Source organism: Candidatus Viridilinea mediisalina (genome assembly GCF_002532535.1).
Classification (GTDB): domain Bacteria; phylum Chloroflexota; class Chloroflexia; order Chloroflexales; family Chloroflexaceae; genus Viridilinea; species Viridilinea mediisalina.
Genome location: NZ_NQWI01000114.1, coordinates 1 through 16,413 on the forward strand (window position 1 = coordinate 1; position 16,413 = coordinate 16,413).

At 58.1% G+C, this 16,413-nt stretch carries 14 protein-coding genes and 1 riboswitch; of the genes, 5 read left to right on the forward strand and 9 right to left on the reverse strand.

Going from position 1 to position 16,413, the window contains the following annotated elements; genetic code table 11:
• The first annotated feature begins 151 nt into the window (after positions 1-151).
• Both CJ255_RS17600 and CJ255_RS17605 read left to right on the forward strand, forming a co-directional pair.
• Entirely contained in the window at positions 152-1,201 is a 1,050-nt protein-coding gene (locus CJ255_RS17600) for a glycosyltransferase family 2 protein (RefSeq protein WP_097645406.1), read from the forward strand.
• 131 nt (positions 1,202-1,332) lie between these two features.
• A complete protein-coding gene (locus tag CJ255_RS17605; RefSeq protein ID WP_097645407.1) occupies positions 1,333-2,370 on the forward strand; it encodes a methyltransferase domain-containing protein in 1,038 nt (345 codons plus the stop codon).
• A 173-nt stretch (positions 2,371-2,543) separates the two neighbouring features.
• On the opposite strand, the gene CJ255_RS17610 is transcribed toward CJ255_RS17605, so the two are convergent.
• From CJ255_RS17610 to CJ255_RS17625, 4 genes are all read right to left on the reverse strand, one after another.
• Positions 2,544-3,644 carry a coiled-coil domain-containing protein gene (locus CJ255_RS17610; RefSeq protein WP_097645408.1) on the reverse strand — a complete coding sequence of 367 codons (1,101 nt, stop codon included), beginning with the start codon at positions 3,642-3,644 and terminating at the stop codon, positions 2,544-2,546.
• Between the two features lie 103 nt (positions 3,645-3,747).
• Complete coding sequence (gene hisA / locus CJ255_RS17615; RefSeq protein WP_097645409.1) at positions 3,748-4,461, reverse strand: 1-(5-phosphoribosyl)-5-[(5-phosphoribosylamino)methylideneamino]imidazole-4-carboxamide isomerase; 714 nt, start codon at positions 4,459-4,461, stop codon at positions 3,748-3,750.
• Positions 4,462-4,544: 83 nt separating this feature from the next.
• A complete protein-coding gene (gene hisH, locus CJ255_RS17620) occupies positions 4,545-5,165 on the reverse strand; it encodes an imidazole glycerol phosphate synthase subunit HisH (RefSeq protein WP_097645410.1) in 621 nt (206 codons plus the stop codon).
• Between the two features lie 87 nt (positions 5,166-5,252).
• Positions 5,253-6,296: a histone deacetylase family protein gene (locus CJ255_RS17625; protein WP_097645411.1), complete on the reverse strand. Its 1,044-nt coding sequence runs from the start codon at positions 6,294-6,296 to the stop codon at positions 5,253-5,255.
• Between the two features lie 89 nt (positions 6,297-6,385).
• On the opposite strand from CJ255_RS17625, the gene CJ255_RS17630 reads away from it, so the two are divergent.
• Entirely contained in the window at positions 6,386-6,880 is a 495-nt protein-coding gene (locus CJ255_RS17630) for an adenylyltransferase/cytidyltransferase family protein (protein WP_097645412.1), read from the forward strand.
• Here the strand turns inward: CJ255_RS17630 and CJ255_RS22970 are convergent.
• The 3 genes from CJ255_RS22970 to CJ255_RS17640 all read right to left on the reverse strand — a co-directional run bounded on the left by CJ255_RS22970 (position 6,849) and on the right by CJ255_RS17640 (position 9,551).
• Complete coding sequence (locus CJ255_RS22970; protein WP_165774784.1) at positions 6,849-7,139, reverse strand: hypothetical protein; 291 nt, start codon at positions 7,137-7,139, stop codon at positions 6,849-6,851. The genes CJ255_RS17630 and CJ255_RS22970 overlap by 32 nt on opposite strands.
• A gap of 95 nt (positions 7,140-7,234) precedes the next feature.
• Positions 7,235-8,272, reverse strand: a complete 1,038-nt coding sequence (locus tag CJ255_RS17635) for an NAD-dependent epimerase/dehydratase family protein (protein ID WP_097645413.1) — start codon at positions 8,270-8,272, stop codon at positions 7,235-7,237.
• A 10-nt stretch (positions 8,273-8,282) separates the two neighbouring features.
• Complete coding sequence (locus tag CJ255_RS17640) at positions 8,283-9,551, reverse strand: DUF190 domain-containing protein (RefSeq protein ID WP_097645414.1); 1,269 nt, start codon at positions 9,549-9,551, stop codon at positions 8,283-8,285.
• Positions 9,552-9,965: 414 nt separating this feature from the next.
• Here CJ255_RS17640 and CJ255_RS17645 point away from each other — a divergent pair, with 414 nt between their 5' ends.
• Positions 9,966-10,304 (forward strand): FHA domain-containing protein, encoded by a 339-nt coding sequence (locus CJ255_RS17645; protein WP_097645415.1) that lies wholly within the window; start codon positions 9,966-9,968, stop codon positions 10,302-10,304.
• A 242-nt stretch (positions 10,305-10,546) separates the two neighbouring features.
• Here the strand turns inward: CJ255_RS17645 and CJ255_RS17650 are convergent, their stop codons facing one another.
• Both CJ255_RS17650 and CJ255_RS17655 read right to left on the reverse strand, forming a co-directional pair.
• Positions 10,547-11,131, reverse strand: a complete 585-nt coding sequence (locus CJ255_RS17650; protein WP_097645416.1) for a DUF1997 domain-containing protein — start codon at positions 11,129-11,131, stop codon at positions 10,547-10,549.
• A 211-nt stretch (positions 11,132-11,342) separates the two neighbouring features.
• Positions 11,343-14,141, reverse strand: a complete 2,799-nt coding sequence (locus CJ255_RS17655; protein WP_097645417.1) for a helicase C-terminal domain-containing protein — start codon at positions 14,139-14,141, stop codon at positions 11,343-11,345.
• 357 nt (positions 14,142-14,498) lie between these two features.
• Positions 14,499-14,603, forward strand: a riboswitch (SAM riboswitch).
• A 98-nt stretch (positions 14,604-14,701) separates the two neighbouring features.
• Between CJ255_RS17655 and CJ255_RS17660 the strand changes: the two genes are divergently transcribed.
• Positions 14,702-16,099 (forward strand): aminotransferase class V-fold PLP-dependent enzyme, encoded by a 1,398-nt coding sequence (locus tag CJ255_RS17660; protein WP_097645418.1) that lies wholly within the window; start codon positions 14,702-14,704, stop codon positions 16,097-16,099.
• Positions 16,100-16,413 lie beyond the last annotated feature (314 nt).

The following is a 16,413-nucleotide window of genomic DNA, read 5'->3' on the forward strand; positions in this document are numbered from 1 at the left end:
AGAGGCTGTCTGAAAAGTCTATGAACTGGTGTTGGAGTGCCGGCTTTAGCCGGCTAAAGCCGGCACTCCAGCGTGTGCCAACTGGCTTTTCAGACAGCTTCTTAGAGGCAGCCGCAAGGCGAAGCCTTGCCTCAATGGTATAATGCCCGTTATGAAACTGATCGTACAAATCCCTGCGCTCAACGAAGGCAAGACCATTGGGGCGGTGATTGCCAACATCCCACGCACCATCCCTGGGGTTGACCAGGTTGAGGTGTTGGTGGTTGATGACGGTTGTAGCGATGATACGGTGCAGGTGGCTCAACGCGCCGGGGCCGACTATATTGTGCGCCATACGGCCAATAAGGGTTTGGCCAATGCCTACCAGACGGGCATTGATATGGCGTTGCGTATGGGTGCGGATATTATTGTCAATACCGACGCCGACCACCAGTACCCTGGTGAAGAGATCCCGCGCTTGGTTGCACCAATCATTGAAGGGCGCGCCGATATTGTGGTTGGTGATCGCCAAGTGCAGCAGTTGGAACACTTTTCGCTGCTCAAGAAGGGCTTGCAGCACCTGGGTAGCTCGGTGGTGCGTTGGGCCTCCGAGACCGACGTGCCCGATACGGTGAGTGGCTTCCGGGCGCTTTCGCGCGATGCCGCACTGCGTACCTTTGTGACCACCGATTTTTCGTATACGGTCGAGGCGCTGATCCAAGCGGGTAAACGCCGCCTCACGGTGGTGGCGGTACCGATTAGCACCAATTATGTAGAGCGCCCTTCGCGTCTGCATCGTGGCAATTGGAACTTCATCAAGCGTCAGGCGGCAATTATTGCGCGCACCTACGCTACCTATGAGCCGCTCAAGGTCTTTAGCTACATTGCTTTGGTTTTTCTGTTACCGGGGCTGCTCCTGCTCGGACGGGCGGCCTATGTCTTTATTGGACGACGTATGGCGTATGTAACTGCCGATAACATGCAAGCGCTCGTGGCGGGGGGCATTCTGGTACTCATGGCGCTGATCATCTTCCTGATCGGCCTTGTCGCCGACCTTGTGGGCGGGGTACGGCGCATCCAACAAGAGACGCTCTACCGGGTTCGCACGATTCAGGTTGAAGATGAGGCGTGGCGACGCACTGCCAGTGCGCGCCTTGACGCACTCGAGCAAGCTACCTCCAACGAAGCGTTGATCAGTGAACGCAATGAGGGGCGTAGGTAGCATAACACCATTGTAGATTGTAGATTGTAGATTGTAGATTGTAGATTGTAGATTGTAGATTGCCGAACATGGCGTTCCAATGCGCTGTAGCGTTCTTGATGATGCGGCATGTTCAAGGGTAAATTGGTAGAATGCATATCGAAGTTGTTGTGGCAGCGGGGCTAGAAGCGCTTGCCAATGACGAGTTGCGCCAGTTGGGCCGTAGGGCCATCCTCAAGCCTGCAAGTGGGCCAGGCGTATTGCCCTTGAGCTACAGCGGTGATCTGCGCGATCTCCTAGAGCTACGGGTGGCCACTTCGGTCTATCTGGTACGCGAATTTGCCGTGCCGCGCCCACGGGCGCTCTTGGGTGACCAGCATCTGCGGGGGGCGCAACAACTCGCGGCGACAGCCCTCAGGTTGCATGCACCGGGCAGTTTCCAGAGCCTCTTTCTGAGTGCTGCGGGGGCCGATTCGGCGGTACTCACACGGCTCAAGGAGGCCTTAGCAAGCCACCTAGGGCTGACGATTGGCAGCGAGGATGGCGACCTGCTGTTGCGATTGCGGCGCGCCAGCAGTGGCGCTTGGGAGCTCTTGGTACGTCTGACGCCACGCCCGCTCGCCACACGCACATGGCGCGTCTGCAACCGCGAAGGGGCGCTAAATGGGCCGGTGGCCTATGCTATGGCCCAACTGACGCGGCCCAAAGCGGATGATCACTACCTCAACATTGGCTGCGGCTCGGGTTCGTTGCTGATCGAACGGCTGCTGCTCGGCCCGGCCCAACGCGCCCTTGGCTGCGACACGAGTGGTGCAGCTCGCACATGTGCCGCCCAGAATCTCGGGGCAGCGGGCTTGCATGGGCGCTACGAACTGACCGACTGGGATGCGCGGGCGTTGCCCTTAGCCACCGGCAGTATCAGCGCAATCAGCGCCGATCTGCCCTTTGGCCACCTCGTCGGCTCACACGACGAAAACCTCCGGCTCTACCCGGCCATCCTGGACGAAGCGGCACGAGTTGCGCGCCCGGGTGCCCGTTGCGCCCTACTCTCCCACGAGGTACGCCTGATGGAACGACTGCTTGCCGAACGCCCCGTGTGGCACGTAGAGCAGGCGCTACGGGTGGATCTCGGAGGCTTGTACCCACGCATCTTTTTGCTGCGTAGGACTGATTACGATTGTAGATTGTAGATTGCAGATTGCCGAACATGGCATCCCAATGGGCGTTAGCGTTCTTGATAATGCGGCATGTTCAGAGGCGGCGAAGAGGCGAAGAGGCGATGACGCGAAGCCCACGCCTTCTCGCCTTCTCGCCTCACGTCTCGCCGCCTCACGCCTCGCCGCCGCCTCGCCGCCGCCTCGCCTCACGCCTCCTCCTCGCCGCCACGGGCCTCAACCTGGGCGGTGCGGGTACGCTCGGCGATGTCGCGCACCGAGGTGAACATCGCGTTCCACTGATCCAACTCGCGGCGCTCAAGCTCAACGATGCGGGCGATATGGGCCTGCTGCACCACTTCCAATTTGCTGGTTGAACGGCTGATGCGCTGCTCCAATTCTCGCAGGTAGCTATCGATCCGTTCGAGCCAACTGGTGAGTTGGCGCAGGTGCAGTTCATCGGCAGCTTGCAGATCGCTGATCTTCTCATCAGCCTGCTGGCGTACCTCTTCCATGCGCTCCTGGTTCATCAGGAAGCGTTCGGTTGAGATACGCTCAACGCGCTTGGTATCGGCAATAATATCGGGCAACTTCTCGGCTACCTCGACAATCTGGCCGGGCAGGGTTTCAGCAAAGAGCGTGATGTGTTCACGGATCTCATCAATCCGCTTGATCCGCGAATCATGCTCTTCCAGCACACTACGCACATCAGCCACCAACTGCTGGGCCTCGACCGCTTGGCGGCGCAGGCTCTGCTTTTCGATCTGGAGTTCATCACTCACGCGGCGGATCTCTTGCACCGCAACCGTATCGGCCTCGCGCAAGCGATCCAGTTGGATCAAAATCTGGCGTTGACGGTCGTCAAACTCTTTGATCTGGGCTTGCAACACCGTAGCCTGCTGCTCACTCTGCTCAATGCGGGGCAGCCATGCAGCGACATACTCCCGGTCAGCCTTGCGCGCCTCGGCGACCTGTTGGATCTGAGCCTGCATATCGCGGATGGGGCGCACACCCTCATCAATCTTAATCAGGGCGCTTGCAACCTCTTTGCGGAGGGTCACCACATCACGGCGAACCAACTCATTCGCCTGAGCCACCTCAACCGTATGGCGCTCAAAGAGGCTCTGCACCTGCGCCACAACCGCCTCGGTCTTGCGTACCTGCTCCATAGCCCAATTGTACTTATTGGTCTGATCCTTGAGCAAGCGGCGCATTTCGTCAATCTGACCTTGGAGATAGACAATCTGCGACTGCTCGTGGGCACGCAGGCGTTCTTCTTCATATTTTATGGTGAGATCGGGGTTGGTCATAGGTTTCGATCTTTCTGCTAAACGTATTTGCGCTAACAATGTTTTTCGTTCGTGTTGCAACACGAACGAAAAACATGGGTTGGGGCGAAGCCCCAAAGAGCGCCTACTTTAAGCTATCAATAGCCTCAGCCAGGCTAAATTTCCCAGCATAGAGGGCTTTACCCACAATGGCGGCTTCGACGCCAAGGGTAGCGAGGCGTTGCAGTTGGCTGAGTTCAGCGACGCCGCCGCTGGCGATAATCGCGGGGCCGTTGGGCTTGACGACTTCAGCCATCGCATGATAGTTGGGTTCGGTGAGCGTACCATCGCGGCTAATGTCGGTATAGATGATGCGCTGCACCCCCAACTGGGCCATGTGGGCAATCAGATCAACAGCCCGTAGTGCAGCGGTATTGAGCCACCCCGCAGTCGCCACGTTGCCATCGCGGGCATCAACCCCCACAATGATCTGAGGGCCAAAAGCGGCAACGAGGCGGGCGACGAGGTCGGCCTGTTCGACCGCAGCAGTACCCAAAATGACCCGTTCGACACCGAGGGCGAGGGTGTTACGGACATCCGCTTCGCTGCGCAGGCCACCACCGAGTTGTACGGGGATGCTGATGCCGTTCACAATCGCTTGGATGGCGGGGCGGTTGGTAGGGCGACCAGAGCGGGCCCCGTCAAGATCAACCACATGAATGCGCTGGGCTCCCTGGGCTTGCCAACGGCGCGCAACCTCCACGGGATCATCGGCATAGACCGTACTCTGGGCGAAATCGCCCTGGTAGAGCCGGACACAACGGCCATCTTGCAGATCAATTGCTGGAATAAGCTCCATAAGGCTCCATTGGATGCTACCAGTGATAAGTGATGAGTAACAAGCGGGACATACCGCATACCAATGCGCTGCGGACGGTTGTATTATTGACAGATCGTGACAAAGTTACGCAATAATTGCAAGCCACAGCGTCCCGACTTTTCGGGATGGAATTGTACTGCGGCCAGGTTGCCTTGGGCTATAACACTGGGAAAGGCCAAGCCATAATCGGTGCGTGCTGCGACGAGGCTACTAGCGGTGAGATCGCAATAGAAGGAGTGGACAAAGTAGAAATCGCTACCATCGTGGATGTTGGCGAAGAGGGGATGCTGTGCTGCGGTAGGGCTATAGTAGACCTGATTCCAGCCAATTTGGGGGATTTTACCAGCCTGATCGGGCAGACGGCGCACCGTGCCAGCAACAAGCCCGAGGCAATTGTGCAGGCCAAACTCTTCACTCGCAGCGAGCAGTACCTGCATACCCACACAAATGCCTAAGAAGGGACGATTGGCGGCGACAACTTCGGGTAGGACGCGATCCATCCCCAGGGCCCGCAGGCTCACCATCGTATCAGCGGTGGCCCCAACGCCAGGTAGCACCACTGCGGATGCGCTGCGTACCACCTCAGGCTCTTCGGTTACCACCAGATCGGCCCCAACCGCCTTGAGTGCGCGTACCACATTGGGCAAATTGCCTGCCCCATAATTGATGACAGCTATTGGCATAGTATTTTTTGTCTCTCTTTCTTCCGTGCTGGCGGCAAAGCCACCAGCACGGAAGAAAGAGAGGTTTTTAGGGAGGCGAAGCCTTACCTAGCGTAGCAACGGATGGCGATCTTTCAAAACATCAATCACGCGATCAATTTCGGCATCGGGTTCAGGGGCGTCTACTTGGCCAATCGCGTCTTGACCGGGGCTGCGTCCGAGCAATTGGCGCAGGGCAGCGACCACAGAGGCGGCGAGGGCATCAAGGTTATAGCCCCCTTCGAGCGACATCACCAAGCGGCTCGCACAGAGTTCATCGGCAAGCTCAAGTAGGATACGGTTCAGTTCAGCGAAACCGTTAACCGAGAGCACCATCGGGCCCAGGGGATCGCTCCAGTGGGCATCATAGCCTGCCGAAACCAGGATCAATTCAGGCTGAAACTGGCGCATGGCGGGGGCGATTACCTGCTCGAAGACACGGCGATAGCCCCGATCACCCGTACCAAAGGGCAGCGGCACATTCAGCGTATTGCCAGGGGCTGCAACGCGGTCACCCATCTCGGCGACACTACCCGATCCGGGGTAGAAGGGCGAGGCGTGGGTAGAGCAGAAGAGAATCTGGGGATCGTCGTAGAAAATATCTTGGGTACCGTTGCCATGATGGACATCATAATCCACAATTGCCACGCGCTTGAGGCCCAAGCGACGAATAGCATAGCGTGCTGCAACGGCGATATTATTGACCAAGCAGAAGCCCATCGCACGGCTAGGGGTAGCGTGGTGACCGGGGGGGCGCACGAGGGCAAAGGCATTGCGCGATTCACTACCAGCGACAGCCTCAACTGCGCCGATAGCAGCCCCAGCCGCGAGGGTTGCCGCTTCCCAGGATGCGGGGGTAACATACGTATCGGAGTCAAACTGGCCGCCGCCATAGCTCGCGAGGCGGCGCACTTGGGCCAGCAGTCGCGGAGTATGCACCAACTCCAGATCATCCTCGCGGGCGGGATGAACTTCGTAGTGACGTAGGTCGTTATGGAGGCCACTGCTAGCGATTGCATTACGAATCGCCACGAGGCGCTCGGCCTGCTCAACATGGCCATGCCATGTATGGGCATCAAAAGTCGGGTCACTGAGGATCACTGTTTGGCTCATACGTCCAATTCCCATTGGTATGATTGCGTGAGGTTTGGTTTATTGTACCGCAGATTGGTAAGAATCTACAATCCACAAAGGACTACCCCATGACTCTTTTCGACCTTCCGGCTCTGTGCGCCCTGCGCGCAACATGGCAAAGCGCAGGTGAGCGCCTTGTGTTTACCAATGGTGTCTTTGACCTGCTGCACGCAGGCCATGTCGCCTACCTGAGCGAAGCCCGTCGCTTGGGTGAACGCCTTGTGGTGGGCATTAATGCAGATAGTTCAACCCAACGACTCAAAGGCCCGCTGCGCCCGATCATGCCTGAGGCAGCGCGTGCAAGCCTTGTGGGTGCTTTGCGTGTTGTGGATGGCGTTGTTATTTTCAGCGAAACTACCGCTGAGGAACTCGTCGCAACTCTACGCCCTGAAATCTACGTCAAGGGCGGCGATTACCTTGATGCCAATGGACAACCCGATTTCACCCGCTTAACCGAGGGGCGTGTCGTTGCTGCCTATGGTGGCCAGGTAGTCATCATGCCCTTCGCCGAGGGTCACTCTACATCGGCGATCATCGAGCGCATTGCAGCCCGCTATGGATGATACCATTTACGATTGTAGATTGCAGATTGCAGATCACCGAACATGGCATCCCAATGGGCGTTAGCGTTCTTGATAATGCGGCATGTTCAAGGGTAATTGGTATGACTAGGGCTACGTCAACGTCACCTCCGGTGGGGGTGCGGGGGCGGCGAAGCCGCCCCCGCAAACCTTTTGTTAGCGCAAAAAAGCCTTGGGTTGGCAGACGGCAGCGCGGTGGCCGCCGCGCCGCCGCGCCGCTGGCTGAGCCTGTCGAAGCCACGCGGCGCGGTGGCTTCGACAGGCTCAGCCAACGCGACGCACCCCCACGAACCCAAGGTTTCTTCGCGCTCACAAAGGTTTGGGGCGTAGCCCAGCCTAAAAGAACAACTTGGCCAACTTCCAGACTCCCTGACTCCAAGGCACTCGATGGGAGACGCCAGTGGCATGCTGGAAGTCGGCGAGATGTTCGATGTACCAGCGGTAGTTGCGCTCTAGTGCGGCTTTGTTGGAGTACTTGGGCTGAAAGCCAAGGATGCGCTCGGCCTTCTCCACCGAAACGAAGGAGTCTTCGGTGACGGTGCCGTAGGCCCATTTGTAGACGGGCGAGAGCTTGAGTTTTTCCATCAGCACGAGGATGGCCGTCGCAGGCGCCGCCGGGAAGCTGATGATGCGTTTGCCAAAGCCCGCTTCGTCGAGTACCGCCTGAAAATCCTCTTTGATCGTCGTAAACTCTTTGGCTCCAATGTTGAAGGTATCGTTGACCAACGCGGGATCAAGGGTCATACAGAGGTAGATCGATTCACACAGATCTTCAACATCGAGCAGTTGGTAGCGATTTTTACCATTGCCGGGCAAGGGGAAGTTTTTGCCATCCTTGGCCCAGTCGTAGAGCATGGCGAAGATGCCTAAGCGTTCTGGGCCAATAAAGGATTTAGGGCGGATGATGGGGACACACATACCCTTGGCGCGATAGGCGAGACAGAGTTCTTCGGCCTTGACCTTGGCTTCACCGTAGGGGCCAACCCCATCCATCGGGTCGGTCTCTAGCAGCGGGTGGTGATCGGGAATGCCATAGACGGCTGTGGTGGAGATGTGGATAAAGCGGGCGACATTGTGGGCGGCTGCGGCCTGCAATACATTGCGCGTGCCATCAATATCGGTCGAAAAGATGTCGGCTGGCTTATAGAGCGGCAGCGCGGCTGCGGTATGGACGACCAGATCAACCCCGGCCATAGCCCGCAGGACAGCGTTCTGGTCACGGATGTCGCCGTTATGGACTTCGATACGGTTCTGTTCGGGGTAGTCAAAGGGGGCAATATCGAGCGAACGGACGGCATAGCCTCGTTCGAGCAGATAGCGTACAAGATTGATCCCCAGAAACCCCGCGCCTCCAGTAATAAGGACTCGTTGCATATGGTATAACCTACTCGCTCTGTTGAATGAGGGCCCTGATTAGCCCTCCGCGAGCTATTATACCTAAGAGTTGGCTATCTTCATTTACTACCGCCACGAGCTCAACATCATACTCAATCAGGCTGCGCGCCGCGTCTACGAGGCGGTCTTGGGGGCCAATCGTGGGCGGATTGGGTTCCAGTATGGCCTTAAAGCTGCGCTGCTTACCGGGGAGCACGCTGGCTGCGGGGGGGCGTTCGGCGCAGAGCGCTTTGAGAAAAGCGGCGCGATCTTCACCTGCCAAGCCTTTGAGTGCGGTCAACGCACTGAGTTGCCCCACCAGGCGACCATCATCGTCCACCACCAAAATCTGGCGTTCGGGCGAAGCCAAGAGGCGGGCGAGGGCGACATTGAGGTCTTGGCTGATAGCCACTTGGTGTACGGCGGCCTGCATCACCAGATGCACTGGCGTGGGTTTGCCCACCTCACGCACCTGCTCAGATTCAGCTTCATTGGCTTGGTTCAACAGTTCGCGCAGCACCTCATTTTGCCCAAGCATACCCACCACGCGCCCCTGTTTATCCACCACCGGAATTTGCGGGTAGCCCCATTCAACCATGCTCGCCAGGGCCTGGGGAATGGCAGTATTGAGCCCAACACTGCCCGCATCAGCACTCATCACCTGGCTTACCGGCGTCTGGGCCACATCTGCCAGCACCTCACCGCGTTCTGCGGGGGTAAGCTGGGCCAACAGCTTGGGCGCAAGGCGCAACTGCGCCCGCCAAGCTAGATCGCGGTTGGAGAGCAGCCCAACCATCTGCCATTCAGCCGTGACGACCGGCAGGGCACCAATCTTATCGCGGGCCATCTTGGCCAGCGCCACTTCCAGACGTGTATCGGCGGTAACCCCCGGCGGCGGATGGCGCATCACATCACTCACGCCGCGATCACCGCTAAACGGCCCGCGGGTACGCAGCGTCGCCTGGAAAATTGGCACCTTCTCGACCGTCACGAGATCATTGCCGAGCAGCTCGCGCAGCGTAGGCAAGAGGCGGCGCACCGTCTCGATCCGATCCAACCACTCAATCACAATTGGATGGTTGGCATCATTACGTTCGGCCAAGGCCGAGCCCATGCCCTGATTCGGGCCAAAGCCAACCAAACCGTGAAGCGCCGTCGCACCCGTGGCCCCACTGCGGCGCAACTGCTCAAGAATGGCCAAATAGCGCGCACCACCCTCCCACTGATCGGCCCGATTAAGGTAGATACGCACCCGATGGATATTGCTCTCTGATGCCATGGCGTGTCTTCATATGTATATGCGGTCTAGCCGCAGCCATTGTACAGTTTACTCTGGCTTATAGCGTACCACAAGATCACGCTGCCCTGATCCACGACTCAAACTGCATATTGACATTTTGCCCTGCGAGTGATAAAACTTATGTAATCTTCACGCGGCTATTCCATCAACGAATCGTAAAGAATGGTTTGGGTGTAACTGGAATCTGTAGGGCGATGCCCTACACCCCTTCGGACTGGGGAAGGATACGAGGGAACCAAGTTCCCTCGCGCCCCCTCGCCTACACGTTTTGGTCACACCCAAATGGTTTCAGGCTAGGTTCTAGCTTGGAGGCATTCAGTGTATCCTGATGCCACAAAGCTATGTTCTCTTTCCTACTTCCTACTTCCTACTTTACTAAAAAGGTGGTTCACTATGCCTAAAGCGCTGACTCTCATCGGCATCTCCGACACACGCGTCGGTCAGGCCCTAGTCGTTAACGGACGGAGTACGCTCTTGGGCTCTGCGCCCACCTGCGACATTGTGATGCACGACCGCATGATCCTGCCGCGCCATGCCGAGTTGCACGTTACCCTCGACCGCTGGTTTGTCATTCCCCTCGATCCAAGTGCAAAAGTCTTCGTCAATGGCCAACCCGTCACCACCAAACAACGGCTTGAGGCTGGCGATCTCTTGACCCTGGGCACGGTTACCTTCAAAACCGCTATTGGTGAATTACAAGAACGCCAAGTGGGTGCCGCGTTGCGTTGGTAGGGGGGCGGAAGAAGAACGGTAGAACAGAGGAACAGAGAACAGAGGAACAGCACCAGCGAACCTCCACGCTCTCTGGAGGTTCGCTGGTGCTGTGCTGGAATAGGTTTGCTACCGCAGAACGGTAGAACAGAGGAACGGAAGAACAGAACCAGCGAACCTCCACGCTCTCTGGAGGTTCGCTGGTTCTATGCTCGAATAGGCCAGCTACCGCTGTTCCCCTGTTCTTTTGTTCCGCTGTTCCTCTAAGAGACCCCGCCAGTCACCCAGGTATGGAAATCGCTATCGAGGCTACGGGCGAAGCCATCGATCATCTGGGTCATCTTGTATTCCATGGTGCGCTCGCCCAGTTTCTGCAGGAAAGAGAGCGGCATCATATGCAGCGCGTTGGGAATGGGGATGGCCATGTCAATTTCGACGTGATAATCCACTGTGCTGGTGTTGCCATGGGCCGGGCGGAAGACCGCTTGGGCCGAGAGGGTGCCGCCGAAGACGAGGCCAGCCATATTGTAGGGCGGGCCGTCATTGGCTGGAATGAGGCGGATGGTATTGCATGCATCGTGATGGGCTTCGAGATCGAAGATGGCCGCCATGCTGTGACCATGGCCATCGGTAGCGCCAACAACCAGCCGGTAGCGATCGGGGCCGTAGGCGAAGCAATCGAGTGCATCAGGCAGCAGACTAAAGACCGCAGGCACGTCGCAAAAATATTCGTAGGCTAGATCAAGTGGAGCACCGAAGCGGAAGAGGTGGTCTGCCGCGCCGCCAAGATCGATATAGCGCGCGCGCGCGCTTGAGGCCGGCGTGCGAAGCTGGCGCGTGGCTGTCATGCCATCCCTCGTTTTCTAGTTTCATATATGTAAAGCCTGTCGCGCCGATTATAGCATCTCCCTTTTGTAAATGCAATGCAATAATGGCTTGAGTTAACTTTTTACCACTAAGAGAAGGATATAGAAACGAGAAAATAGAAAATAGGTTTGCGGCACCAGGATGCACTGAATGTCTCCAAACTGTAAAGTGCCCTGAAGCCATCCCTAACGTCTATTTATTGCCCAAGAAGCGGGCGGCGATCTGCGGCAGTTGCCGCAGGGTGCCTTTCAGCACACGAGTGTTGGGCAGCGAGCCAAGGAATTGGGCGCCATACTTTTTGCTCAAGAGCCGCTTGTCGAGGACGACGACAATGCCGCGATCTTCGCGGCTGCGGATGAGCCGCCCAAAGCCCTGTTTGAAGCGTAGGATGCTTTGGGGGATGGCAAAGAGTTCAAAGGCGTCGCGCCCGAAGATTTCGCTGCGTGCCGCAAAGATGGGATCGGTGGGTACGTTGAAGGGCAGTTTGGTGATTACGAGTACCGAGAGCGCATCACCTACCACATCTACGCCCTCCCAGAAACTTGTGGTGCCCAAGAGTACGGTGCGCGGAAATTCTCTGAAGCGGTCGAGGATCGCCCGGCGGCTGCCGTCAATGTTCTGGCCCAAGACTGCGATCTCATGCTCCTCCAAGGGTTCCTGAATGGCTGTGTAGGTCTGCTTCAGGCTGCTGTTGGCGGTGAAGAGCGCTAGGGTGCGCCCGCCCGTCGCAGTGCAGAGTTCCACCAACGCATCTTCGAGTGCCTGTTGGTAGCCGCGTTGGTTTGGTTCGGGGATGTCACTGGGGATGAATACCAGCGCCTGTTGCTCGTAGTCAAACGGTGATTCGAGCAGCAACTCGTCGGCATGCTCTAGCCCCAAGCGGCTCTGCATAAACTCAAAGCCCTCTTCAATCGTCAGTGTGGCCGAGGCGAGAATACAGGTCTGCTTTTGGGCAAAGAGTTGGGGCTGGAGCAACTCTGCGACACTGAGCGGCGCAACGGTCAGTTTGATGTTTTCGCGTTGCCGCTCATGGGTGATCCAGCAGATGCTCGCCTCATCGCCAAAGAAGAGGTGGCAGGTATGGATGCGGACCTCGCTGGCGAAACGCGCCAAGAATTCGACCCGTAACAACAACTCTTCGCAGCCCTCTAAACCTTGCTTCTGCTGCTCACGCAACTGGCTGTCTATGTTGGCCAAGCCATGACCAATGACCGCAAGGGCGTCGTTCAGGGATGCCCAGGTTGTCTGGATTTCGGGCCAGGCGGCATGTTTGGTGCGTAGCTCAGGCGTGATGCGAATGCGCGGATCGTAGAGGTTATCGCTGCTTGCGTCATGAACAAAGGCTTGCAGCAGGTTGAAGCACTCGTAGCCTGTGACGCGGGCGCGCTGTACATGGGGATGCAGCTCGTCGCACAGTTGACCAAGCTTTTCGCTCGCCTCACCCGGAACGCTTTGCAAGAACGTGGGTAGCTCGCTGAGGATGCCCGCCACAAGCTGCACTCCACCAGTTTGGTAGAGGTCGTCGAGGAACTTGTTCAGCATCGCCTGATCCAACTCGAAACTGAGCTGGGCCGTGGCTACCTCCTCAAGATTGTGGGCCTCATCAATGATCAGGTGGTCGTAGGCGGGCAACACCTTCGACTGATTGGCCAAATCGGAGATCAGCAGGGCATGGTTGACAATCAGGACGTGGGCCGCTTCGGCCTGACGCCGCGCTTGGAAGAAGAAACATTCGCGGAAGTAGTCACAACGGGCCCCAATGCAGGTTTCGGGGGTCACATTGATGCGCCCCCAGGCGTTGTGTTCACGCTCCAAGAGTAGCAATTCAGCCTTATCGCCGCTGGGCGTGCCTGGCAGCCAGAGTTGCACTTTGAGCAGGGTGCGAACCTCTTCAGGCGCAAGGTTCTCGTTGCGGCGCAACTCGTGGTAGCGCTTGAGGCAGAGGTAGTTGCTGCGTCCTTTGAGCAGCGCCGCACTAAAGGCTGGCTCGCCCGCATCAGCCATAATGCGCTGCAAATCAGGCACATCCTTGAAGAAGAGTTGGTCTTGCAGATTGATCGTGTTGGTTGAAACCACCACCCGTTCACCACGACGCACGGCAAACATTGCGGCGGGCGTGAGGTAGGCAAGGCTCTTGCCCGTACCTGTGCCAGCTTCAACCAACAGCGGCTCGCCATGATTGAATGCCTGCGCCACGGCTCTTGCCATTTCCACCTGCGCTTCACGCGGCTCATAGCCCGCAAAGCGTTGCCCCAGTGGGCCAGTGGGGGCAAAGAAGGTAGTGACCGCGCCTAGATCAAGTGGGCGTTGGTCGTTCGTCGGCTTGAGCGGCACCCATTCGACACTCGGCTTCGGCTGTGCCGCCGCGCCACCCGGCCCCACAATAAAGGCATGCTTCGCCCGCTCGCGCAGGGCAGCGGCAAAGAGATCGCCCATAGGCGTCACGATCTTACTACTCAGCCGCACAATCTCATTCAAATCATCGAGCGAGAGTTGGTCAATCATAGCCAGCAGATGGCTAAAGACATGGGCGGTCACAAGGGCATCGTTCAGAGCCCGGTGGGCATCGGGATGGGGAATATCCAAATTGGCCGCGAGGGCACCCAATTTGTAGACAGGCGCATGGGGCATCAGCAGCATCGCCAGATCAAAGGTATCATAGACTGGCTGGCTAAAGTTCATGCCCTGGGCACGCAACATATCGAGATCAAAACCCACCGAATGGCCCACAATTGGGTAGCTCTTGACAAACTGCGCGAACGTAGACCCAATCGCATTAAACGTGGGCGCATGCTCCAGATCAGCGGGGGTAATCCCGGTAATGCGGGTAATCTTCAACGGCAGAGCCTGACGCGGGCGCACCAACTGACTATACTGCTCCAAAATCTCGCCTGGGCGAAACTTCACCGCCGCGACTTCAATCAATTCATCCACCCCAAGCGTCAAGCCGGTGGTCTCGACATCAAGGGCGACATAGATGCGTTCATTCATAGGAGATTTGTTGCCGCCCGTGGCGGAAGTAGAGTTTCTGGGGAACCATGTTCCCCCATTATAGCCGACCTAACGATATAGCTGGGTGTGCTACTCATGAGAAGCTTTTTTCGTTCGTATTGACGGCGAAGCCGTCAATACGAACGAAAACATGAGGGTTTGGGGCGTAGCCCCAACCGCCCCAGCTAAACTTGACAATCTTACGTTACTTGTATATAATCCGCGCATTACAATGCGGCGCTCAACATTCTGCATCGGGGTCTCCAAACCCTTCGCTTGTAGCGCGATACGTGTGGGGCGGCATACGTTGAAGCCCAGGTGCTTTAGCCCTGGGAGCCGTCACCAACAGCATATTCTCGCTTATCCAGAGAGACCGAGGGACCGGCCCGATGACGTCTCGGCAACCTTTAGGGGCTTCCCTGAAACGGTGCCAATTCCGACAGCGACACTGGAAGATGAGCGGGCGAACCTGGATAGACGCCCCTTCTGTATGTGTATAGAAGGGGCGTTCTGCGTTGTGCAGCAGGTCCCGCACCACAGCCTCACAGGAGACCAATCGTATGGCTATTGTATCCACGTTTGCCCGTAATCCGCTTGCTGATCAGTTGGTTGGAAATGATCTGCGCTTGGCTCGGCGTGAAGGGCCGCCCGCTCCGGCGCTCAATTTTGACTATGCGGCTACAACGCCGCCGCTGCGCTCGGTGCATCGTGCGGTTGAACGCTTCCTCGCAATCTACGGGAGCGTCCATCGCGGGGCGGGGCTCAAGTCGCAGGCAGCAAGTGCGGCCTATGAAGAAGCGCGGGCAATTGTGGGCCGTTTTGTGGGGGCGCGGCCTGGGCAGCATCAGGTCATCTTTACGCGCAATACCACCGAGGCGTTCAATCTGTTGGCGCGGCGCTTGAAGTTTCGCCCCGATCAGGTGGTGCTTACGACCGAGTTGGAGCATCATGCCAACGATCTACCCTGGCGGGCGGTTGCGCCGGTGGTGCATGTGCGGGCCACTGCGACGGGGGCGCTCGATCTGGATCACTATGCAGCATTGTTGCAACGCTACAGCGGGCGCGTGCGCTTGGTCGCGGTGACGGGGGCGAGTAATGTCACTGGGCATATGCCCCCTATCCACGAGTTGGCCGTGTTAGCCCACGCCCACGGTGCTGAGATTGCGGTTGATGCGGCCCAACTCGTAGCCCATCGCCAGCTTGATCTCGGCGATCTCAACGATCCTGCCCATCTCGACTATGTGGCCCTTTCTGGCCACAAGCTCTACGCACCGTATGGCGCAGGGGCGCTGATTGGGCGCGCCGATACGTTTGCCTTAGGTGCGCCGATGCTCGTTGGGGGCGGCAGTGTACGCCGCGTCACCTCGCGGATCGTGGATTGGGCCGATGGCCCCGCCCGCGAAGAGGCAGGCACGCCCAATGCGGTGGGCGCGATTGCCTTGGCAGCGGCATGCTTGGCGCTGCAAGAGGTGGGCTTTGCGTGGTTGAGCGCCCATGAGACGGCTTTGACCAGCTATGCCCTCGCGCAGTTGGCCCGTGTGCCGGGCCTCTGGATCTATGGTGATTGCGATCCCGATCAGGCTGATACGCGCTTGGGCGTGATCCCCTTCTGCCTCGACCAGTTTGATCCTCATCTGGTGGCCGCGATGCTCAGTTATGAAGCGGGCATCGCGGTGCGGAGTGGTAGCTTCTGTGCCCAACCCTACGTGCGCCGCCTCTTGGCCCGCGAAGAGGCGGGCTGCGATGTGGGCCAGTTGGGCTTGGTGCGCGCCAGCATCGGCCTTGCCACCAGTAAGCAAGAGATTGATAGCCTGGTTGCTACGCTGCATGCGATTGCCCGTGGTGATTTTGATGGCCTCTATGTCTATGATCAGGTCACCAAGGGCTACCATCCACACGGCTGGAACCAGCAGTATAACCTGAGTTTCTTTGAGCAGGCTACCCCGTTGGCGGCGTGATGTGACGCGAAGACGCGAAGACGCGAAGACGCGAGGGCGCGAAGACGCGAGGGCGCGAAGACGCGAAGACGCGAAGACGCGAGGGCGCGAAGACGCGAGGGCGCGAAGACGCGAGGGCGCGAAGACGTGAAGACGCGAAGACGCGAAGACGCGAAGACGCGAAGACGCGAAGACGCGAAGACGCGAAGACGCGAGGGCGCGAAGACGCGAGGGCGCGAAGACGCGAAGACGCGAGGGCGCGAAGACGCGAGGGCGCGAAGACGCGAGGGCGCGAAGACGCGAGGGCGCGAAGACGCGAGGGCGCGAAGACGCGA